Source organism: Pseudomonas sp. 06C 126, assembly GCF_001855215.1.
GTDB lineage: Bacteria > Pseudomonadota > Gammaproteobacteria > Pseudomonadales > Pseudomonadaceae > Aquipseudomonas > Aquipseudomonas proteolytica.
The window spans coordinates 25,333-47,851 of the sequence record NZ_MIFU01000072.1; the positions used below are offsets into that span (position 1 = coordinate 25,333).

Here is a 22,519-nt window from a genome sequence, read left to right on the forward strand (position 1 = left end):
AAAAATTAAAAATTCCAAAAAACAAAAACCGGGGCACTGGGCCCCGGCTTCCGTCAACTCAACGCTTAGACGCGTTCGAAGACGGTAGAAATGCCTTGGCCGAGACCAATGCACATGGTTGCAACCCCAAGGTTGCCGCCATTTTGCTTCATCACGTTAAGCAAAGTGCCGGAAATACGTGCACCGGAGCAACCGAATGGGTGGCCCAAGGCAATCGCACCGCCGTGCAGGTTAACCTTCTCGTTCATCTTGTCGAGTACTTTCAGATCTTTCAGCACGGGCAGAGCCTGTGCGGCGAAAGCTTCGTTGAGCTCGAAGAAGTCGATGTCGGAGATGCTCAGACCTGCGCGCTTCAAGGCTTTTTGTGTGGCCGGTACTGGACCATAGCCCATGATCGCCGGGTCCACACCCGCCACGGCCATGGAACGGATCACTGCCAGAGGCTGGATCCCCAGGTCCTGGGCGCGCTGGGCCGACATCACGATCATGCACGAGGCACCATCGGTGATCTGCGACGAAGTACCGGCAGTCACGGTGCCGCCCTTGGGATTGAATGCCGGCTTCAAGGCCGCCAGGCTTTCCAGGGTGGTATCCGGACGAATGGTTTCGTCGTAGTCGAACAGTTTCAGGAAACCGTTCTCGTCGTAGCCGTTCATCGGGATGATTTCATCCTTGAACTTGCCTTCCAGGGTTGCCCTGTGGGCGAGCTGGTGCGAGCGCAGGCCAAAAGCGTCCTGGGCCTCACGGGTGATGCCGTGCATCTTGCCGAGCATTTCTGCGGTCAGGCCCATCATGCCCGAGGCTTTTGCCGCGTACAGCGACATATGCGGGTTTGGATCGACGCCGTGCATCATGCTGACGTGGCCCATGTGCTCCACGCCGCCGACCACGAACACATCACCGTTGCCGGTCATGATCGCCTGGGCGGCAGTGTGCAGTGCGCTCATGGAAGAACCACACAGGCGGCTGACGGTCTGGCCGGCAGCAGTATGCGGGATCTGCGTCATCAGGGACGCCATGCGGGCGATGTTCCAGCCCTGCTCCAGGGTCTGGTTGACGCAGCCCCAGATCACGTCCTCGACTTCGTTCGGGTCGACCTTGACGTTGCGCTCCAGCAGTTTGCTGATCAGGTGCGCCGACATGTCTTCGGCACGGGTGTTGCGGTGCATGCCGCCCTTGGAGCGGCCCATCGGAGTACGACCGAAGTCGACAATCACGACATCTCTTGGATTCAAGCTCATAAATATTCTCGCTCTAGTCGTCTGGGCACTTAACCGAAGAAGCTCTGGCCGTTCTTGGCCATCTCGCGCAGCTTCGCAGTCGGGTGGTACAGCGGGCCCAGATCAGCGTATTGATCAGCCAGGGCAACGAATTCGGCTACACCGATCGAGTCGATGTAACGCAGCGCACCACCACGGAATGGAGGGAAACCAATACCGTACACCAGGCCCATATCGGCTTCGGCGGCGGTTTCAACGATGCCGTCTTCCAGGCAACGCACGGTTTCCAGGCACAGGGCGATCATCATCCAGTTGATGATGTCCTCGTCGGACACTTCACGCTGCTCGTAGACGATAGGCGCCAGCACTTCGTGAACCGATGGATCGGCAACTTTCTTCTGCTTGCCTTTCTTGTCGGTCTCGTAAGCGTAGAAGCCCTTGCCATTCTTCTGACCAAGGCGCTTGGCCTCGTAAAGCGCATCGACAGCCGAGCGACGGTCGTCTTTCATGCGGTCCGGGAAGCCTTCAGCCATAACGTCGCGACCGTGGTGGCCGGTGTCGATACCGACCACGTCCATCAGGTACGCCGGGCCCATTGGCCAGCCGAATTTTTCCATGACCTTGTCGATACGCACAAAGTCCACGCCAGCGCTGACCAGCTTGGCGAAACCGCCAAAGTACGGGAACAGCACGCGGTTGACCAAAAAGCCCGGGCAGTCGTTGACCACGATCGGGTTCTTGCCCATTTTCTTGGCGTAGGCAACGGTGGTGGCAACGGCCAGCTCGCTGGACTTCTCGCCACGGATCACTTCCACCAGCGGCATCATGTGCACCGGGTTGAAGAAGTGCATGCCGACGAAGTTTTCCGGACGCTTGAGGGCCTTGGCCAGCAAGGTGATGGAAATGGTCGAGGTGTTGGACGCCAGGATCGTGTCTTCTTTGACCTGGGCTTCAACTTCAGCCAGTACCGCTTGCTTGACCTTCGGGTTCTCGACAACCGCTTCGACCACCAGGTCGACGTGGCCGAAATCGCCGTAGGACAGCGTAGGACGAATGCCGTTGAGCACTTCAGCCATCTTCGCAGCCGTCATGCGACCTTTATCAACGCGGCCCACCAGCAGCTTGGCGGCTTCTGCCAGGCCTTGCTCGATACCGTGCTCGTTGATGTCTTTCATCAGGATCGGCGTGCCTTTGGACGCCGACTGATAAGCGATACCGCCACCCATGATACCGGCGCCGAGGACGGCAGCCTGTTTCACGTCTTTGGCGATTTCGTCGTAGGCCTTGGCCTTTTTCTTCAGCTCCTGATCGTTCAGGAACAGGCCGATCAGGCTCTGGGCAGCAGACGTCTTGGCCAGTTTGACGAAGCCGGCGGCTTCGATTTCAAGGGCCTTGTCGCGACCGAAGTTCGCGGCTTTCTGGATGGTCTTGATCGCTTCGACCGGAGCCGGGTAGTTAGGACCCGCTTGACCGGCGACGAAACCCTTGGCGGTTTCGAACGACATCATTTGTTCGATGGCGTTGAGCTTGAGTTTTTCCAGCTTCGGCTGACGCTTGGCCTTGTAGTCAAATTCGCCGCTGATGGCGCCCTTGATCAGGTTCAGGGCAGCTTCTGCGAGCTTGTCCGGCGCAACCACGGCATCGACTGCGCCCACTTTCAGCGCGTCTTCAGCACGGTTTTCCTTGCCGGCGGCAATCCACTCGATGGCGTTGTCGGCACCGATGATGCGCGGCAGGCGCACGGTACCGCCGAAGCCTGGGTAGATGCCCAGCTTGACTTCCGGCAGGCCGATTTTCGCGCTGGAGGCCATGACGCGGAAGTCCGCGGCCAGGCACATTTCCAGACCGCCACCCAGAGCGATGCCATTGATCGCGGCAACGGTCGGCACGTTGAGGTCTTCGAAATCGCTGAAAATCTTGTTGGCTTCGAGGTTGCCAGCCACAAGCTCGGCATCGGGCAGCTTGAAGTTGTCGACGAATTCGGTGATGTCAGCGCCGACGATGAACACGTCCTTGCCGCTGGAGACGATCACACCTTTGATCGATGCATCAGCCTTGATGGTGTCTACGGCCTGACGCAGTTCGTTCAGGGTTAGACGGTTGAACTTGTTGACGGACTCACCCTTGAGGTCGAATTTCAATTCGACGATGCCACTTTCAAGAGCCTTAACCGTGATGGCTTTACCTTCGTAAATCATCAACTGATCTCCACGATATGGAAGCTGAACAGTACACGTCGGACGCTGGCCGAAGCGTAAACACAAACGTTACCGTCGATGCTAACGCCCATTTGCCAGGCACACCCGCCAACGCGATAGTCGGGATTCTGTACGAACGGTCTGAAAGACAAACGCTCAATTCATACGCCCGTTTGATTTGGGTACGCCACCTTCAGCCAATTTCCGACAATTGTCAATCGCTCGAAAGGGCCGCTAAAACGCGACTTTTCAGTCATTTCAGAACCGCCAAGGCGAATCAATGCGCAGGCATTCACCCGATCAATAATGCAAAAGGGCCAGCAAAGGCCTGTACAGCGACGGATATCCGGCTAGGCTAGCCGCAGGTGTGAACGCCTGTGCGAATGCGCGGCGTGTTGAATCGACGAATTACCGGCCTGCCTGGCCAACTCCAGCCCGATGATGATGTCGGGCTTTTTATTGCCTGCGATTTCATCACTGTAGGAGCGAGCTTGCTCGCGAAAAACCTGAGCGCGCCGCGTTAAACCAGGTTGCCACGTTATCGTTGACGATTTCGGGCGCAGACGGTGTCAGGCCAGGGCCTTGAGCAAGGCATTGATGTTCTGCAAGACGCTCAATTCGCCCTTCTCACCCCAATACAAAGCGATCATCTGCCCATCGGCTTCGATTTTGTAGACGTTATCCGGCAGCGTTGCAAAATGCGGCAACAACTTCTCGTCGACACAGGTTTCCCGCCATTGATTGACCCATACCCCCGGCTCCAACTGCCAGTAACACCAGAGGGCCGGCTTACTGCCCCGCCGCGGCCGACAGTACTGCGCACACGGGCTGGGCGGCTCTTGCTTGAGCCAGTGCGGCCACTCCTGGGGCGACAACTGCATCGCCAGGCCAATGCGGCGGGCCTCCATGCGCAGGGCCATGCGCCCGCTCTGGTGGCGCGAAGGTCGCAGCCATGCCAGGGGGCTCAACACCACTAGAAGGATTGACACCACTATCCAGACCGTCATATGTGTACTCCCGAATTTCTAGATGAGCGGATCCAACCCCATCCGCTTGAAAGCAGCCATACTGAACTTATTGCAGTCCCCTGGAGGAACGCCTCATGACTTACGAACATATTCTGGTCGCCGTGGACCTGACCGAAGAGTGCGATCCGGTGATCAAGCGCGCCGTGGCCATTGCCGGCGATACCGTGAAGCTGTCCCTGGTGCATATCGTCGAACCCATGGCCATGGCCTTTGGCGGCGACGTACCGATGGACCTTTCGCAACTGCAACAGCAGCAGTTCGACCAGGCCAAGGAGCGCCTGGACCGCCTGATTGCCAAGTATCCCGCGCTGAAAAAGGACCAAAGCCACCTGACCTATGGTCAGCCACGCCAGGAAATCCACCACCTGGCCAAAGAGCAGAACTGCGACCTGATCGTGGTCGGCAGCCATGGTCGTCATGGCCTGGCGTTGCTGCTGGGCTCCACGGCCAACGACGTCCTGCACGGCGCGCCGTGCGACGTACTGGCGGTAAAACTGGTAAAAAGTTCGTAAGAACACCAGAGATCAAATGTAGGAGCTGGCTTGCCAGCGCCTACCTTTGGATTGCATTTCATATAAAAAAACCGGTGCTCGTAAGAGCGCCGGTTTTTTATTGCCGCTGAATCAATCAGGCATCCAGCTCGGCCCAACGCTCAACCAGCACTTCCAGCTCCTGGTTCAGCTTCTCCAGGGACTCGATGACCTTGGCAGTTTCCGCCGCAGGACGCAGGTAGAAGCCTGCGTCAGCCATTTCGGCTTCCACGGCTGCGATCTGCTGCTCCTTGGCGTCGATATCACCCGGCAAGGCTTCCAGCTCACGTTGCAGCTTGTAGCTGAGCTTTTTCTTGGCCGCCGGCGCAGCGTCCTGAACAGGTTCAGCAGCGGCAGGTGCAACCACCGCAGAGTTCAAGTCGGCCTTGCCGGATTTGCTCTCGGTCACGCCCAGCAGGCGCGGCGAACCGCCCTGGCGCAGCCAGTCCTGGTAACCACCGACGTATTCGCGCACCTTGCCTTCACCTTCGAAGACCAGGGTACTGGTGACCACGTTGTCGAGGAATGCCCGGTCGTGGCTGACCATCAGTACAGTGCCGTTGAAGGTCAGCAGGACCTCTTCCAGCAGCTCGAGGGTTTCCACGTCGAGGTCGTTGGTCGGTTCGTCGAGCACCAGCAGGTTGGCCGGTTTGCTGAACAGCTTGGCCAGCAGCAGGCGCGCACGCTCACCGCCAGACAAGGCCTTGACCGGGGTGCGGGCACGTTGTGGGCTGAACAGGAAGTCGCCCAGGTAGCTCAGGACGTGGCGGCTCTGACCATCGATATCGATAAAATCGCGGCCTTCGGCGACGTTGTCGATCACGGTCTTTTCCAGGTCCAACTGATGGCGCAACTGGTCGAAGTAGGCCACGTCGATGCGCGTGCCCTCTTCCACGGTGCCGCTGGTCGGTTGCAGGCCGTTGAGCATCAGCTTGAGCAAAGTGGTCTTGCCGGTACCGTTGGCGCCCAGCAGACCGATACGGTCGCCGCGCTGCAGGACCATGGAGAAGTCCTTGATCAGGAACGGGCCATCCGGGTGATGGAAGCTGACGTTCTCCAGGACCATGACCTGCTTGCCCGACTTGTCGGCGGTATCCAGCTGGATATTGGCCTTGCCGGTGCGCTCGCGACGTTCGCTACGCTCGACACGCAAGGCTTTCAGGGCGCGTACACGACCTTCGTTACGGGTGCGGCGTGCCTTGATGCCCTGGCGGATCCAGACTTCTTCCTGGGCCAGCTTTTTGTCGAACAGCGCGTTGGCGGTCTCTTCAGCGGCCAGGGTGGCTTCCTTGTGCACCAGGAAGCTGGCGTAGTCGCCGTTCCAGTCGATCAGGCCGCCGCGATCCAGTTCGAGGATGCGCGTGGCGAGGTTCTGCAGGAAAGAACGGTCGTGCGTGATAAACAGCACGGCGCCCTGGAAGTCCTTGAGGGCTTCTTCCAGCCAGGCAATCGCGCCGATATCCAGGTGGTTGGTCGGTTCGTCGAGCAGCAGCAGGTCCGGCTCGGAAACCAGGGCCTGGGCCAGCAGCACGCGGCGACGCCAGCCGCCGGACAGTTCGGCAAGGGTCTTGTCGGCCGGCAATTGCAGGCGGCTCAAGGTGCTGTCGACCAGTTGCTGCAAGCGCCAGCCATCACGGGCTTCGAGGTCTTGCTGGACGTGCATCAGCTTGTCCAGGTCAGCGTCGGTGACGCAGTTCTGCGCCAGGTGATGGTACTGGGCAAGCAATTCGCCTACGCCATCGAGGCCTTCGGCAACCACGTCGAACACGGTCCGTTCGTCGGCCACCGGCAATTCTTGCGGCAATTCGCCAATCTTCAGGCCCGGCGCGCGCCATACGGAGCCGTCATCGGGCTTCTGGTCGCCCTTGACCAACTTCATCATGCTGGACTTGCCGGTGCCGTTGCGGCCGATGATGCACACCCGCTCACCACGGGCGATCTGCCAGGACACCTTGTCCAACAACGGCATAGCGCCGAAAGCAAGGGACACATCGCTGAATTTGAGCAGGGTCATACGCTTCTCCAAAAACTGGGCGCGCATTCTACCTGAGTTGGGGGGTGAAGCGGCCGGCATTTTCATGCCCGACACGTTCTGTAGGACATTTCTTGAGAACTTCAGCGAAGCGGCCTGCAAAGCTTTCACCGGCTGCGGGCAAAAGGCTAAGCTAGGGGCAATCAGTGTCGACAGCGTCGGCACTAGTCCTGATTTCTTTGCACGGACGTCTCATGCGCAGTCGCCTTTTCAGCTTTTTATCTTGCCTGCTTCTTTCCTCCACAGCCGTCCAAACCGCCCAGGCAGTGGACCTGACCACCCAACGCCAATATTACGACCAAGCCAAGCGTGCCCTGGCCAAAGGCGATACCGGCCCCTACATGCAATACAGCCAGGCCCTGGCCGATTACCCGCTCACGCCGTACCTGGCCTACGACGAACTGACCGCACGCCTCAAGTCCGCCAGCAACCAGGAAATCGAACAGTTCCTGGCCAAGCATGGCGACCTGCCCCAGGCCAACTGGATGAAGCTGCGCTGGTTGCGCTGGCTCGCCGAGCGTGGCGACTGGAAGACCTTTGAAAAGTACTACGACGCCAAGCTCAACTTCACCGAACTGGACTGCCTGCACGGCCAATACCAGTTGAGCAACAACCTCAAGGCCGAAGGCTACAAGACCGCCGAAGCCCTGTGGATGACCGGCAAATCCCAACCGGCCGCCTGTGACGCGACCTTTGGCCAGTGGGCTGCCGCCGGGCAATTGACCGAGCAGAAGATCTGGGACCGCACCAAGCTCGCCGCCGAAGCCCGCAACTACCCGCTGGCCAACAGCCTGGTGAAAACCCTGCCCACCCTGGGTGCCCAGGGCCGCCTGATGGTGGACGTGGCGCAAAAGCCCGCCATGCTCAGTGACCCCTCGCGCTTCCTGCCTGCCACTGAAGCCATGTCCGACGCCGTCGGCCTGGGCCTGCGCCGCCTGGCGCGCCAGGACCCGGAACAAGCCATGGCCCTGTTGGATGGATATGCCAGCAGCATGCACTTCTCCCGCGATGAAAAAGTGTCCATCGCCCGGGAAATCGGCCTGACCCTGGCGCGACGCTACGACCCGCGCGCCCTGGACGTGATGACCAAATACGACCCGGAGCTGCGTGACAACACTGTCTCCGAATGGCGCCTGCGCCTGCTGCTACGCCTGGCCCGTTGGGAAGATGCCTACCAGTTGACCCGCAAACTGCCCCAGGACCTGGCCACCACCAACCGCTGGCGCTACTGGCAGGCCCGCGCACTGGAACTGGCCGAGCCGAAGAACCCGCAAGCGCTGGTGCTGTACAAAGGCTTGGCCAAGGAGCGGGATTTTTATGGCTTCCTTGCCGCAGATCGCTCCCAGGCCCCGTATCAACTGAACAACCAGCCGCTGGTCATGAGCCAGGCGCTGATCAACAAGGTGCGCAACACCCCGGGTGTGCGCCGCGCCCTGGAATTTTATGCCCGTGGCCAGATCGTCGACGGTCGCCGCGAGTGGTATCACGTCAGCCGCCACTTCAACCGTGACGAAATGGTCGCCCAGGCCAAGCTCGCCTACGACATGAAATGGTACTTCCCGGCGATCCGCACCATCAGCCAGGCCAAGTACTGGGACGACCTGGATATCCGCTTCCCGATGGCCCACCGCGACACCCTGGTGCGTGAAGCCAAGGTCCGTGGCCTGCATTCGAGCTGGGTGTTTGCTATCACCCGCCAGGAGAGCGCCTTTATGGATGACGCCCGTTCCGGCGTCGGCGCCAGCGGCCTGATGCAACTGATGCCCGCCACCGCCAAGGAAACCGCCCGCAAATTCAGCATCCCACTGGCGTCACCGCAGCAGGTGCTGGACCCGGACAAGAACATCCAGCTCGGCGCCGCTTACCTGAGCCAGGTGCACAGCCAGTTCAACGGCAATCGCGTACTCGCCTCCGCCGCCTACAACGCCGGCCCAGGGCGCGTACGCCAATGGCTGCGCGGCGCCGATCACCTGAGTTTCGATGTATGGGTGGAAAGCATTCCATTCGACGAAACCCGTCAGTATGTGCAGAACGTGCTGTCTTATTCGGTGATCTACGGGCAGAAGCTCAACTCTCCACAGCCGTTGGTGGATTGGCATGAGCGTTATTTTGATGACCAGTAAAAGCAGGTAAAAGCTGCCCGTTTGAAGCTGCAAGTGCCCGCGTTGTGAGACGCGGGCATTTTTTTTAGGGTTCGTCGTGACCATCGCTAAATTGCAGGGCCGCCAGCCGCGCATACAGCGGGTTGGTGGCGATCAGTTGCTGATGGGTGCCCACCGCGACCAATTTGCCTTGATCCATCACCGCAATCCGATCGGCGTTTTTCACCGTGGCAAGGCGGTGGGCGATCACCAGAGTGGTACGCCCCTGCATCAGTTGCGGCAATGCCTGTTGGATCAGATGCTCGCTCTGGGCGTCGAGGGCGCTGGTGGCTTCGTCCAGCAGCAGGATCGGTGCATCCACCAACAAGGCCCGGGCGATAGCCAGGCGCTGGCGCTGCCCACCAGAAAGGCCCATGCCGCCATCCCCCAGGTGGGTCTGGTAGCCGTCGGGCATTTGCAGGATGAAATCATGGGCATGGGCAATGCGCGCCGCTTCTTCGACCTGGGCTAGTGTGGCCTTGGGGTTGCCGTAGCGGATGTTTTCTTCAACGCTGCCAAAAAACAGCGCCGGGTTCTGGGATACCAGGGCAAAACAGCGGCGCAGGTCCAACGGGTCCAATGCGCTCAGAGGCTGGCCTTCCAGCAGCACTTGCCCCTGTTGCGGGTCGTAGAAGCGCAGCAACAGATCAAAAATCGTTGATTTACCCGCACCGGACGGCCCCACCAAGGCCAGGGTTTCACCGGCATTGATGCTCAGGCTCAGCCCATCGATGGCGTAGCGATCGGGACGCGATGGGTAGGAAAAATGCAAGTCTTGTAGCTCCAGGCGACCACTGACCCGTTCTGGCAGTTTGACCACACCACAGGACGGGGCTTGGATTTCATTAGGCGACTGCAACAACTCGGCAATTCGCTCCGCCGCCCCGGCAGCGCGCTGCAACTCGCCAATCACTTCGCTCAAAGTGCCAAAGGCGCTGCCCACGATCAGGCTGTAGAACACAAAGGCCGCCAGTTCGCCACCGGAGATGCGCCCGGCGATCACATCCATGCCGCCCACCCACAGCATCACGCCCACGGCGCCCAGCACCAGCACAATCACCAAAGTGATCAGCCAGGCGCGCTGCACGATACGCTTGCGCGCCGTGGTGAATGCGTCCTCGACCGTCACGGCGAAGCGCTGCTCATCCTGCACCTGATGGTTATAGGCCTGCACGGTCTTGATCTGGCCCAGGGTCTCGGAGACGTAGCTGCCGACGTCGGCAATCCGGTCCTGGCTCTGGCGCGAGAGGCTGCGCACGCGCCGGCCGAAGATCAGGATCGGGGCCAACACCAACGGCAATGCCACCACCACGATGCTGGTGAGTTTTGGGTTGGTGATAAACAGCAACACAATCCCGCCGATCACCATCAAAGCGTTGCGCAGGAACAGCGACAGGGATGAACCGATCACCGATTGCAGCAAAGTGGTATCGGCGGTCAAGCGTGACTGGATTTCCGAGCTGCGATTGTTTTCATAAAAACCCGGATGCAGGTAGATCAGATGGTTGAACACCAGCCGGCGAATGTCCGCGACCACCCGCTCACCGATCCACGACACCAAATAAAACCGCGCAAACGTGCCCACCGCCAGGCCCAGCACGAGGATCATGAACAGGCCGATGGACTGGTTGAGCAAGTGTGGCGATTGGGTCATGAAGCCCTGGTCCACCAACAGGCGGATGCCCTGGCCCATGGACAAGGTGATGCCTGCCGTGACGATCAGTGCGAGCAACGCACCGACGGCCTGCCAGCGATACGGAGCGATAAAGCGCAGGGCCAGGCGGATGGCGCGGCGTTGACGGGCTGAAAGCATGGAGAGCATCACCTGAGGAAGACAATGCCAAGCCTACACCGCAATCGGATTGAACTTGGGTAAATCACAATGAGTCAGGTTAATTATGCCCGGCAAGACTAGGCCCTAGAGGCTATCGGTCTAAAGTCCGGCTGGAAATCCGGCGCGATTTCTGCTGGACTGGGCATTCGATCCGCCGACGGGCTAAGGAGTTGTAACAGCTCGGTCACGCGGGGGAATTAGAGTAGGTACACAACCTGATGAGGAGACAGGCCATGTCCTTGCAAAACAGCAGCACTGACAAAGTTGAAGTAATCCGCCAGCCACAGCAGTTGCCTTGCTCGTACATCGATGCCCAGGGCCGCGAAGTGCAGATTACCGAAGAGATGATCCAGGGCGCCTGCGCCGAACTGGAGCAGAAACTGGTCAAGCCTGCCCAGCAAGGCTGATACGCCCCAGCTCTTTCAGAACCGGCCCCAGTGGCCGGTTTTTTTATGCGTTTTTTTATGCTCCCAGTGCGGCGACGATGCTCGACAAAGCTGGCGACTCACCATTGATCCGCACCTTCAAGCCGTCAATCTCGCGGCGATCCGGGTAGTGCTTGCGCAGCAGGTCGAATGCCTTGCGCTGTTCTTCGACTGTTCCTACCAGGCTACGGCGAAAGTCCGCATCATCACGGCGCGGGTCGTAGACGCTGCGGCACAACGTCGCCAGGGCCCAGGCCGGGTCGGTGTTGGCATTGAGAGTGACCTCGGCCAGCCATGGCTCGGGCAGCAGGTCACTCAACTGAATGCTCGCCGGTTGCCCAAGGTGCGCGCACAACGCCTGGTAGATCTGCGCCGTGCCGCGCTGCTTGCCGTCGAGGCTGTAGCCGGCGATGTGCGGAGTCGCCAGCACGCACAACTCGGCCAGCTCCACATCCACTTCGGGCTCGCCTTCCCACACATCCAGCACTGCCTGCAAATCCTCGCGCTCCAGCAACACCTCGCGCAGCGCCGTGTTATCCACCACCGGGCCACGGCTGGCGTTGATCAGCCAGGTGCCCGGCTTGAGCTGCTCCAGACGCTGGCGATCCAGCAGGTGCCAGGTCGAGCCATTGCCGGACTTTTTCAGCGGGGTGTGCAGGCTGATCACATCGCACTGCTCGATGATCTGTTCCAGGCTCACGTAATCGCCCTCTTCGGCGACCTGGCGGGGCGGATCGCAGACCAGCACTTTCCAGCCCAGGCCCTTGAGCACCTTGACCAGGCGCCCGCCTACCTCACCGGCACCAACGATGCCATAGGTACGCTGGGTCAGGTCAGCACCTTCGATTTCAGCCAGGGTCAGCAGGCTGCCCAGCACATAGTCCACCACACCACGAGCGTTGCAGCCCGGCGCGCTGGACCATTGGATCCCGGCCCTTTGAAAGTAATCGAGGTCCAGGTGATCGGTGCCGATGGTGCAGGTGCCGACAAACCGTACCGCCGTGCCTTCCAGCAACGCACGGTTGACGTTGGTCACCGAACGCACCAGCAGCACATCGGCCTGTTCAATGGCGGCGCGGTCGATGGCGCGGCCCGGCACCCGGCGGATCTCGCCGAAACCTTCAAAGAACGCATCGAGCAGCGGGATATTTTCGTCGGCAACAATCAGCATGGCAGGCTCCTTTGGCGGACCAGCAGTGTACAGGCACCGGCCCCTGGAACGTTTACAAATCCGCTACACAGGTAATTTCCTGACCTACCCGTCAAGGCGTAGAATGCGCCGTCCTGCGCTCCCCCTTATCGGACATCTGCACGTGAACACTGCCACTTTGCCCCTCTCCCGCCCTGCCCGCGTTCGCCGGGAAGTCTATAGCCTGCTGGCGCTGGCCTTGCCGATCATGATCGGGCAACTGGCAACCACCGCCATGGGCTTTGTCGATGCGGTGATGGCCGGGCGTGTCAGTTCGCGGGACCTGGCGGCGGTGGCCCTGGGCAACTCCATCTGGATCCCGGTGTATCTATTGATGACCGGAACCTTGCTGGCCACCACCCCCAAAGTCGCCCAGCGCTTCGGCGCCGGCAGCCACACCGAAATCGGCCCGCTGGTACGCCAGGCGTTGTGGCTGGCGTTGGTGGTGGGGTGCACCGCCTCATTGCTGTTGATCAGTGCCGAGCCGATCTTGCATGCAATGAACGTCGACCCCGAGCTGATCGCCCCCTGCATGGGCTACCTGCACGGCATCGCTGCGGGCATGCCGGCGGTGGCGCTGTATTACGTGCTGCGCTGTTTCAGTGACGGGCTGGGCCGCACGCGCCCGAGCATGATCCTCGGGCTGGGCGGGCTGGCATTGAACATCCCGCTGAACTACGTGTTCATCTACGGCCATTTCGGCGTTCCGGCCATGGGCGGCGTAGGCTGCGGCTGGGCCACCGGGATTGTGATGTGGGCGATGATGCTGGGCTTCGCCGCCTGGACCCGCTGGGCACCGGCCTATCAGGCCAGCGAGTTGTTCAAGCGCTTCGACTGGCCAAAATGGTCGGTGATCAAGCGCATCCTGGGCATCGGCCTGCCGATTGGCATCGCGGTGTTTGCCGAGTCGAGCATCTTTGCAGTGATCGCCCTGCTGATCGGCAGCCTGGGCGCAACCGTGGTGGCCGGGCACCAGATCGCCCTGAACTTCAGCTCCCTGGTGTTCATGATCCCCTACTCCCTGAGCATGGCCGTGACCGTGCGGGTGGGCCAGGCCCTGGGCCGTGGCGAACCCCGTGAAGCACGCTTCGCCGCAGGCGTGGGGATGGGCACTGCCCTGGCCTATGCCTGCCTGTCATGCAGCCTGATGCTGTTGTTCCGCGAGCAGATCGCCACGATCTACACCGCCGACCCGCTGGTGGTCCAAGTGGCGGCGATGCTGATTGTGTTCGCGGCGCTGTTCCAGTTTTCCGATGCGATCCAGGTCACGGCGGCTGGCGCCCTGCGCGGTTATCAGGACACCCGGGTGACCATGATCCTGACCCTGTTCGCCTACTGGGGCGTGGGCTTGCCGGTAGGTTACTTGCTGGGGCTGACCGACTGGCTGGGCCAGGCCAACGGCCCGAGCGGCTTGTGGCAGGGGCTGATCGTCGGCCTCAGTTGCGCAGCGGCAATGCTGGTGGTGCGCCTGGCACGCAGTGCGCGCAAGCGCATTCGCCAGGTTTAAGCGCGACTGCCCACTGTAGGTATCAGTCTCAGGTGGCCTTCTTGCGGATCCAGTACAGGTAAGTACCGGCCTCTTCGCGCTGCTCCACCAGTTCATGGTCCAGGAACACGCAGAACTTGGGGATGTCGCGGCGGGTCGAGGGATCGGTCGCGATGACCTTGAGCAGGCCACCCGGCGCCAGGTCGCGGATGTGCTGGTGCAGCATCATCACCGGTTCCGGGCAGTTGAGGCCGGTGGCGTCGAGGGTGCCGTCAACGGCAGGGTCAAAAATGTCACTCATAACTCACTCCTGAAAGGCCGGTTCCTACGGGGCTTGCATTTACCGGGCCTTGGGTTTCTTTACGTCCAGGCGGCGCAGGTGGCAGGTGACTTCCTCGCGGTCGTGGTACAGCTGCTTGCAGCCGATTTCCACGCGAATGCCCCGCGCCTTGAAGCCTTCTTCGATGCGTTCCAGCAGGCGCTTCACCTCGGCGTAGCGCTGTTTCATCGGCAACTTGAGGTTGACCACCGCTTCGCGGCAATGCCCTTCGCCGATCCAGGTTTCCAGCAGGGCCGCGTTGCGCGCCGGTTTCTCGACGATATCGCAGACCATCCAGTCCACCGGCTGCTTGGGGGTGAAGGTAAAACCATCCGCCATCAAGTGTTGCACCAGGCCGGTGTCCATCAGGCTTTCGGCCATCGGCCCGTTATCAATCGCCGTCACCAGCATGCCCCGGTTGACCAGTTGCCAGGTCCAGCCGCCCGGCGCTGCGCCGAGGTCGACGCCGGTCATGTCGCCGTGCAGGCGCTCGTCCCACTGGTCCCCGGGGATAAAGTGGTGCCAGGCCTCTTCCAGCTTCAAGGTCGAGCGGCTTGGCGCGTCGCGGGGGAATTTCAGGCGCGGGATCCCCATCGGCCACATGGCCGAGTTATTTGACTCGGCCAGGCCCATAAACACTTCGCGCCCGCTCTTGAAGGTCAGCAGCAGGCGCGGCTTGCTCGGGTCTTCGACCAGCTTGCCGGCGGCCAGCAGGGCCTTGCGCAGGTGCACTTCGAATTTCTTGCAGAAGTTCGACAGCTCCTTGCCATCGTTGGTATCGACCATTTCCAGCCACAGGCTGCCGCATACCGGGAAATCCCGCAGGTGCGCGAGGATCACGCTGATGCGGTCGGTTTCCGGCAGATCGATGAAAACCCCACGCGCCCACTGCCTCGGGAAGATCAGTTCGGCAAAGCGTTGGCCGCGCATCAGGCGCTGGGCGCCGTCTTCTTCAGTGCAGACAAATTCGGCGCAGGCGCTGCCGGTCTTGGCCTTGGCATAGCCGGAAACGTTCAGGCGCGCGGCGTGTTCCGCGATCTCGGAACAGACTTCGCCTTCAAAACCCGGGCGGCAATGCATAAAAAGGGTGTTCATCAACTCTCCTGGTAACACGCTTGCTGTAGCGCAAGGCCTGTCATGAAAACGCGCGCATGATAGCTGAGTTCGGAACCTTGGACTTGTCCATAGAGTCCAGTTATTAGCCTGCTACTGAAAACAGGGCTAGCTTGTAAGCTCTGTTCGTCCCGTCAGGTCCGTAGCCGTGCGGACCATAAGGAGTCATGTAATGTCATCCGTTGATAGCCTGAGAACCCTTAAGACCCTGCAAGTCGACAGCAAGACTTACCACTACTTCAGCTTGCCCGAAGCCGCCAAGAGCCTGGGTGACCTGGACAAGTTGCCGATGTCCCTCAAGGTGCTGCTGGAAAACCTGCTGCGCTGGGAGGACGAAAAAACCGTGACCGGCGCCGACCTCAAGGCGCTTGCCGCCTGGCTCAAGGAGCGGCGCTCCGACCGCGAGATCCAGTACCGCCCGGCCCGGGTGCTGATGCAGGACTTTACCGGCGTGCCCGCCGTGGTCGACCTGGCCGCCATGCGCGCCGCCGTGGCCAAGGCCGGTGGCGATCCGCAGCGCATCAACCCGCTGTCGCCGGTGGATCTGGTAATTGACCACTCGGTGATGGTCGACAAGTTCGGCAACGCCGACGCCTTCGAGCAAAACGTCGATATCGAAATGCAGCGCAACGGCGAACGTTATGCGTTCCTGCGCTGGGGCCAGAGCGCCTTTGATAATTTCAGCGTGGTACCACCAGGTACCGGCATCTGCCACCAGGTCAACCTGGAATACCTGGGTCGCACGGTGTGGACCAAGGACGAAGACGGCCGTACCTATGCCTTCCCCGATACCCTGGTGGGCACCGACTCCCACACCACCATGATCAACGGCCTCGGCGTTTTGGGCTGGGGCGTGGGCGGTATCGAGGCGGAAGCGGCGATGCTTGGCCAGCCGGTCTCGATGCTGATCCCCGAAGTGATCGGCTTCAAGCTCACCGGCAAACTCAAAGAAGGCATTACCGCCACCGACCTGGTGCTGACAGTCACGCAAATGCTGCGTAAAAAAGGCGTGGTGGGCAAATTCGTCGAGTTCTATGGCGACGGCCTGGCTGACCTGCCCCTGGCCGACCGCGCCACCATTGCCAACATGGCACCGGAGTACGGCGCAACCTGCGGCTTTTTCCCCGTGGACGAAGTGACCCTGGACTACTTGCGCCTCTCCGGCCGGCCTGACGCCACGGTCAAGCTGGTGGAGGCCTATACCAAGGCCCAGGGCCTGTGGCGCAATGCCGGTGAAGAACCGGTATTCACTGACAGCCTGGCGCTGGACATGGCCAGCGTCGAAGCCAGCCTGGCCGGGCCAAAACGCCCGCAGGACCGAGTCTCGCTGCCAGATGTGGGTCAAGCGTTCAGTGACTTCCTGGACTTGCAGTTCAAACCCGCAAGCAAGGAAGAAGGCCGCCTGGAAAGCGAAGGCGGCGGCGGTGTCGCCGTGGGCAATGCCGACCTGGTGGGCGAAGCCGACTACGACTTCGAAGGCCAGACCTATCGCCTGAAAAACGGCGCGGTGGTGATCGCCGCGATTACCTCCTGCACCAACACCTCCAACCCCAGCGTGATGATGGCCGCCGGCCTGGTCGCGAAAAAAGCCGTGGAAAAGGGCCTGACCCGCAAGCCGTGGGTAAAAAGCTCCCTGGCGCCTGGCTCCAAGGTGGTTACCGACTACTACAACGCCGCCGGCCTGACGCCGTACCTCGACCAACTGGGCTTCGACCTGGTGGGTTATGGCTGCACCACCTGTATCGGCAACTCCGGGCCATTGCCGGAGCCCATCGAGAAAGCCATCCAGAAAGCCGACCTGACCGTGGCGTCGGTGCTGTCCGGCAACCGTAACTTCGAAGGCCGCGTGCACCCCCTGGTGAAAACCAACTGGCTGGCCTCGCCGCCCCTGGTGGTGGCCTACGCCCTCGCCGGGACCGTGCGAATTGATATCAGCAGCGAGCCCTTGGGCACCGGCAAGGATGGTGCGCCGGTATACCTGCGCGATATCTGGCCCAGCAGCCAGGAGATCGCCGACGCGGTGGCCCAGGTCAGCACCAGCATGTTCCATAAGGAATACGCCGAGGTGTTTGCCGGTGACGAACAGTGGCAAGCCATTGAAGTGCCGCAGGCGGCGACTTATGTGTGGCAAAAAGACTCCACCTATATCCAGCATCCGCCCTTCTTCGAAGACATCGCCGGCCCCTTGCCGGTGATCAAGGATGTGCAAGGCGCCAACATCCTGGCCCTACTTGGTGATTCGGTGACCACCGACCACATCTCCCCGGCCGGCAACATCAAGGCTGACAGCCCGGCCGGCCGCTACCTGCGCGAACAGGGCGTGGAACCACGGGACTTCAACTCCTATGGCTCGCGCCGCGGCAACCATGAAGTGATGATGCGCGGCACCTTCGCCAACATCCGGATCCGCAACGAAATGCTCGGCGGCGAAGAAGGCGGCAACACCCTCTATATCCCCACCGGCGAGAAGATGCCGATCTACGACGCTGCCATGAAATACCAGGCGTCCGGCACGCCGCTGGTGGTGATCGCCGGCCAGGAGTACGGCACCGGTTCCAGCCGCGACTGGGCCGCCAAGGGCACCAACCTGCTGGGCGTCAAGGCGGTGATTGCCGAGAGCTTCGAGCGTATCCACCGTTCCAACCTGGTGGGCATGGGCGTGCTGCCATTGCAGTTCAAACTGGACCAGAACCGCAAGGCGCTGCAACTGACCGGCAAGGAGAAGATCGATATTCTCGGCCTGACTGATGCCGATATCGAACCACGCATGAACCTGACGCTGGTGATTACCCGCGAAGACGGCCGCAGCGAAAAAGTCGAGGTCCTGTGCCGGATCGATACCCTCAATGAAGTTGAATACTTCAAGGCGGGGGGGATTCTGCATTACGTACTGCGCCAGTTGATTGCTTCATAACGCAGCAAGCCAGACCCAACACCGCCTTCGGGCGGTGTTTTCATTTTTACCGCCTGCAACTGTCGCTATAATCCGCGCCCTCATTTGTAGGCGCCGGCTTACCGGCTGCTACATCAAGCAATTGCGTCACGTTGACCGTCACAAGGATTTTTTATGCCCGCTTTGCCCTGGCTGTACCTGGCCCTTCTTTCCATTGGCTATGGATTGGCCCTGACCTACGGGCAACTGGGTTTGCTGGCAGGGGCCTCCATCGGGCTACTGCTGGTCGCAGGTTACGCCGTACGCCAACAGCACGTCCCATGGGCGCGCTACCTTGGCCATGGCCTGTTCATCGTTATGGCCCTGGGCCTGGCGATGCACTGGCTACCCGGCTTCCAAAACGGTCGCGCCATCGACCCCCAGCGTTTCACCACCGACGCCGTGCCCTTTTCGTTGTACCTGAACCAGGACAAACCACTGATTGGCTTCTGGCTGCTACTCGCCTGCCCGTGGATCGTCGCCCGCCGCCCGTTGCGCCTGTCGATCTACGCCACCGCGCTGGCCTTGACCCTGACCACCATCGCCGCCCTGGGTGGCGCGGTACTGCTGGGCATCATCAGTTGGGCCCCCAAATGGCCAGACCAGGCCTGGCTCTGGGTGTTGAATAACCTGTTGCTGGTGACCCTGGTTGAGGAAGCGTTGTTTCGCGGCTATATCCAGGGCGGCCTGAGCCGGCGCTTCAAGCAAATGCCCTACGGCGAAAACCTCGCCTTGCTATTGGCTTCGCTGCTGTTTGGCCTGGTGCATGTGGGCGCAGGTTGGCAATGGGTGCTGCTGGCCAGTATTGCCGGCGCGGGTTATGGCCTGGCCTACCGCTTCGGCGGCCTGGGCGCGGCGATTGCTACGCACTTTGGTTTGAATCTGCTGCATTTCGGGTTGTTTACCTACCCAATGCTGGCGGGCTGAGCCGCCTCTGCTCACACAACAAAGCAGCATCCACGGTGTTGATGTGTGAGCAGTTGTTTGCGCACAAGGATAGGCCGCGCCAAAATCGTACTGCCACCTAAATACAAGGAAAATGCTAAGCCGAATATCTGGAAAAACGTCCTCCGTCATCACCATAGCCTTTCAGCATTAAAACGCCACACTCTCCTGCTGCCTCTGTATCCCTCCCCTCCTCACCAAATAATTCAATTTTTCTTGTAACCTTTCTTTTCAATTTTTTACAAAAAAAACTGCAAGTTCCCGTCGCTTAAAATCCGCAATAAAGTAAGAAAATCGTATATACACCCACTAAGATACGTGATCTCGCACGTTCGAAACACCAGAGAAAAACCCCGCCACCTAACCGCTCAAACGCTGATTGTAAAGTGAAAATTTCGTGAATTTGCTAGTGGCACAACAAACCCAAAATGATATCTTTCTTCACGCGTAGGCGGTTTCAGAAAAATTGCCAGTGAAAAAATATAAAAAAATCTTCATGCGCCAGTTATGGAGTTGTCACGAGCACGGAGTGCCCAAAAGCTACGCCTCTTGCCCTCCCCCCTATGCATTTTCAGTTGCGCAATACCGCATCTGCGGTCTGCTGCAGACTTTTTTTTACCATTGGAATGGATTCTAGGGCGTGCCTGCAAGCGCGTCGCATCCTGACATTGGCTCACCGCTATATTTGGGAAGAAGTGTTCATATATGCCCCTCAAGACGCTGTCCATTTTCGGGACCCGGCCCGAAGCCATAAAAATGGCCCCTTTGGTGCTGGAACTGGCAAACGACCATCGTTTTGAGTCGAGGGTGTGCGTCACCGCGCAGCACCGTGAAATGCTCGACCAAGTGCTTGAACTTTTCGAGCTGACGCCCGACTTCGACTTGAACATCATGAAAGCCGGGCAAACACTGACAGACGTGACGACGGCGATTATTCAAGGGCTCAAACCCATCCTTGAAGACTTCAAGCCCGATGTGATCCTTGTTCATGGCGATACCGCCACCACCTTCGCCGCTAGCCTGGCCGCCTATTACCAACAGGTCCCGATTGCCCATGTCGAGGCAGGCCTGCGTACCAACGACCTTTATTCACCATGGCCCGAAGAGGGCAATCGGCGGTTAACAGGTACTCTTGCTGCCCTCCATTTTGCACCCACTGAAACATCGCGGCAGAACCTGCTGAACGAAGGAATCGCCTCCTCGGCCATTCACGTTACCGGCAACACCGTGATTGATGCCCTACTCAGTGTGGTCGATCGTTTAAGTAGTCCAGCCTCGCCACTCCAGGCGCAATTCGAAGAGCAGTTTGCATTCCTGCCTCGTGACAAGCGCATGGTGTTGATCACCGGCCATCGACGCGAAAACTTCGGTGGCGGTTTCGAGCGTATTTGCCAGGCGCTGGTCAACACTGCCCAGCAATTCCCCGATGTTGAATTCGTATACCCAGTGCACCTGAACCCGAACGTTCGTGAGCCCGTAAAACGCCTGCTGGCAGGTATCAACAACGTGCACCTGATCGAACCCCTGGATTATCTGCCGTTCGTTTACCTGATGACACGCTCTTACGTGATCCTTACCGACTCCGGCGGTATTCAGGAAGAAGCACCTGCCTTGGGCAAACCTGTCCTGGTAATGCGTGACACGACTGAACGCCCCGAAGCCGTCGAAGCCGGCACAGTGAAGCTGGTTGGCACAGAAGTGGACTCCATCACCCACCACCTCAGCGAATTGCTGAGCGACGAAGTGGCTTATCAAAAAATGAGTTTTGCCCATAACCCTTACGGCGACGGTAAGGCTTGTGCACACATCCGTGAGGCGCTGATGGTTTTGGTCGCTCAACGAAACGAGGCAGCAGCATGAGTTTCCCCCGTATTTCGGTTATTGGTCTTGGCTACATCGGCCTGCCAACAGCAGCTATTTTCGCCTCACGCAAAAAGCAAGTCATTGGCGTTGATGTCAATCAGAACGCTGTAGACATCATCAATCGTGGCGAGATTCATATCGTCGAGCCCGATCTTGATATGTTGGTTCATGCCGCCGTCACCGAAGGTTACCTGCGAGCAACGACGGTACCTGAGCCCGCCGATGCCTTCCTGATTGCGGTTCCGACGCCCTTCAAGGAAAACCACGAGCCAGACCTGGGCTACATCGAGGCGGCAAGCAAGTCGATTGCCAGCGTCTTGAAAAAGAATGACTTGGTTATCCTGGAGTCGACCTCCCCAGTCGGAGCAACGGAGCGCATGGCCGAGTGGCTTGCCCAAGCTCGCCCGGACCTGACCTTCCCAGCCACCCATGGCGAAGACTCCGACATCCGCATCGCCCACTGTCCTGAGCGCGTGTTGCCAGGCCATGTCTTGCGGGAACTGGTTGCAAACGATCGCATCATTGGCGGTATGACTCCCAAGTGCTCCAACGCCGCCGTGCGTCTTTACCGCGCATTTGTCGAAGGCGAGTGCATTATCACCGACACCCGCACGGCCGAGATGTGCAAGCTCACCGAGAACAGCTTTCGTGACGTCAACATCGCGTTCGCCAACGAACTGTCGATGATTTGCGCCGAACTGAAAATCAACCCGTGGGAGTTGATCCGCCTGGCCAATCACCACCCTCGGGTCAATATCCTGCAGCCCGGCCCTGGCGTCGGTGGTCACTGTATCGCCGTAGACCCTTGGTTCATCGTCAGCAAAACCCCGGAGCTAGCCCGTTTGATCCGGAGTGCCCGCGAAGTCAACGACCAGAAGCCACAGTGGGTCATTGAACAGGTGAAACTGGCAGTGGCCGACTATTTACTGAGCCATCCGGAACAGTCCGCCAGCACCGTGCGGATCGCGTGCTACGGCCTGGCTTTCAAGCCAGACATCGATGACTTGCGTGAAAGCCCATCCCTCAACATCGCCCGACAGTTGAGCGATGAACTGGGCGTGACGCTACAGCTCATCGAACCCAATATCCAGGAGCTGCCTGCAGAGTTGGCCGCGCATCAGTTGGTAGACACTGACTATGCCCTGGACAGCGCGCACATTCATGTGTTGTTGGTCAAACACCGTGAATTCAAAGAGATGGCAAAAATGCGCGATGACGCGGTTGTGATCGATGCTGCCGGCGTGTTTGCGGCCTGAGAAGAGAA

The 22,519-nt window shown here is 59.9% G+C and carries 16 protein-coding genes; 8 read left to right on the top strand and 8 right to left on the bottom strand.

Annotation, left to right across the window (positions count from 1 at the left end; genetic code table 11):
* Positions 1 to 65 precede the first annotated feature (65 nt).
* From fadA to BHC62_RS08050, 3 genes are all read right to left on the bottom strand, one after another.
* Positions 66 to 1,241, bottom strand: a complete 1,176-nt coding sequence (gene fadA, locus BHC62_RS08040) for an acetyl-CoA C-acyltransferase FadA (RefSeq protein WP_070994693.1) — start codon at positions 1,239 to 1,241, stop codon at positions 66 to 68.
* 29 nt (positions 1,242 to 1,270) lie between these two features.
* Positions 1,271 to 3,418 carry a fatty acid oxidation complex subunit alpha FadB gene (gene fadB / locus BHC62_RS08045; RefSeq protein WP_029300084.1) on the bottom strand — a complete coding sequence of 716 codons (2,148 nt, stop codon included), beginning with the start codon at positions 3,416 to 3,418 and terminating at the stop codon, positions 1,271 to 1,273.
* A gap of 569 nt (positions 3,419 to 3,987) precedes the next feature.
* A complete protein-coding gene (locus BHC62_RS08050; protein WP_070994694.1) occupies positions 3,988 to 4,425 on the bottom strand; it encodes a hypothetical protein in 438 nt (145 codons plus the stop codon).
* A gap of 95 nt (positions 4,426 to 4,520) precedes the next feature.
* Here BHC62_RS08050 and BHC62_RS08055 point away from each other — a divergent pair, with 95 nt between their 5' ends.
* Complete coding sequence (locus BHC62_RS08055) at positions 4,521 to 4,958, top strand: universal stress protein (protein ID WP_029300080.1); 438 nt, start codon at positions 4,521 to 4,523, stop codon at positions 4,956 to 4,958.
* Between the two features lie 115 nt (positions 4,959 to 5,073).
* Here the strand turns inward: BHC62_RS08055 and BHC62_RS08060 are convergent, their stop codons facing one another.
* On the bottom strand, positions 5,074 to 6,990 hold the full coding sequence (locus tag BHC62_RS08060) for an ATP-binding cassette domain-containing protein (protein WP_029300078.1): 1,917 nt from the start codon (positions 6,988 to 6,990) through the stop codon (positions 5,074 to 5,076).
* 212 nt (positions 6,991 to 7,202) lie between these two features.
* Between BHC62_RS08060 and BHC62_RS08065 the strand changes: the two genes are divergently transcribed.
* A complete protein-coding gene (locus BHC62_RS08065; RefSeq protein WP_029300076.1) occupies positions 7,203 to 9,131 on the top strand; it encodes a transglycosylase SLT domain-containing protein in 1,929 nt (642 codons plus the stop codon).
* A 64-nt stretch (positions 9,132 to 9,195) separates the two neighbouring features.
* On the opposite strand, the gene BHC62_RS08070 is transcribed toward BHC62_RS08065, so the two are convergent.
* Positions 9,196 to 10,971 carry an ABC transporter transmembrane domain-containing protein gene (locus tag BHC62_RS08070; RefSeq protein ID WP_169851664.1) on the bottom strand — a complete coding sequence of 592 codons (1,776 nt, stop codon included), beginning with the start codon at positions 10,969 to 10,971 and terminating at the stop codon, positions 9,196 to 9,198.
* A gap of 245 nt (positions 10,972 to 11,216) precedes the next feature.
* On the opposite strand from BHC62_RS08070, the gene BHC62_RS28555 reads away from it, so the two are divergent.
* The gene (locus tag BHC62_RS28555) at positions 11,217 to 11,390 is read left to right on the top strand and encodes a PA1571 family protein (RefSeq protein WP_029300072.1); all 174 of its coding nucleotides are present in this window, start codon (positions 11,217 to 11,219) and stop codon (positions 11,388 to 11,390) included.
* A gap of 55 nt (positions 11,391 to 11,445) precedes the next feature.
* Here BHC62_RS28555 and pdxB read toward each other — a convergent pair whose 3' ends face one another.
* Complete coding sequence (gene pdxB, locus BHC62_RS08075) at positions 11,446 to 12,579, bottom strand: 4-phosphoerythronate dehydrogenase PdxB (protein WP_070994696.1); 1,134 nt, start codon at positions 12,577 to 12,579, stop codon at positions 11,446 to 11,448.
* 142 nt (positions 12,580 to 12,721) lie between these two features.
* On the opposite strand from pdxB, the gene BHC62_RS08080 reads away from it, so the two are divergent.
* Positions 12,722 to 14,104 carry an MATE family efflux transporter gene (locus BHC62_RS08080; RefSeq protein ID WP_070994697.1) on the top strand — a complete coding sequence of 461 codons (1,383 nt, stop codon included), beginning with the start codon at positions 12,722 to 12,724 and terminating at the stop codon, positions 14,102 to 14,104.
* Positions 14,105 to 14,132: 28 nt separating this feature from the next.
* Here the strand turns inward: BHC62_RS08080 and tusA are convergent, their stop codons facing one another.
* Positions 14,133 to 14,384 (bottom strand): sulfurtransferase TusA, encoded by a 252-nt coding sequence (tusA, locus tag BHC62_RS08085; protein WP_070994698.1) that lies wholly within the window; start codon positions 14,382 to 14,384, stop codon positions 14,133 to 14,135.
* Between the two features lie 39 nt (positions 14,385 to 14,423).
* Complete coding sequence (gene rlmM, locus BHC62_RS08090) at positions 14,424 to 15,497, bottom strand: 23S rRNA (cytidine(2498)-2'-O)-methyltransferase RlmM (RefSeq protein ID WP_070994699.1); 1,074 nt, start codon at positions 15,495 to 15,497, stop codon at positions 14,424 to 14,426.
* A gap of 190 nt (positions 15,498 to 15,687) precedes the next feature.
* Between rlmM and acnA the strand changes: the two genes are divergently transcribed.
* From acnA to wecC, 4 genes are all read left to right on the top strand, one after another.
* Positions 15,688 to 18,429: an aconitate hydratase AcnA gene (gene acnA / locus BHC62_RS08095; protein ID WP_070994700.1), complete on the top strand. Its 2,742-nt coding sequence runs from the start codon at positions 15,688 to 15,690 to the stop codon at positions 18,427 to 18,429.
* A gap of 153 nt (positions 18,430 to 18,582) precedes the next feature.
* Positions 18,583 to 19,374, top strand: a complete 792-nt coding sequence (locus BHC62_RS08100) for a CPBP family intramembrane glutamic endopeptidase (RefSeq protein ID WP_070994701.1) — start codon at positions 18,583 to 18,585, stop codon at positions 19,372 to 19,374.
* Positions 19,375 to 20,097: 723 nt separating this feature from the next.
* Complete coding sequence (gene wecB / locus BHC62_RS08105) at positions 20,098 to 21,252, top strand: non-hydrolyzing UDP-N-acetylglucosamine 2-epimerase (protein WP_070994702.1); 1,155 nt, start codon at positions 20,098 to 20,100, stop codon at positions 21,250 to 21,252.
* A complete protein-coding gene (gene wecC / locus BHC62_RS08110; protein ID WP_070994703.1) occupies positions 21,249 to 22,511 on the top strand; it encodes a UDP-N-acetyl-D-mannosamine dehydrogenase in 1,263 nt (420 codons plus the stop codon). The genes wecB and wecC overlap by 4 nt, the downstream gene beginning before the upstream one ends.
* The last annotated feature ends 8 nt before the right edge of the window (positions 22,512 to 22,519 follow it).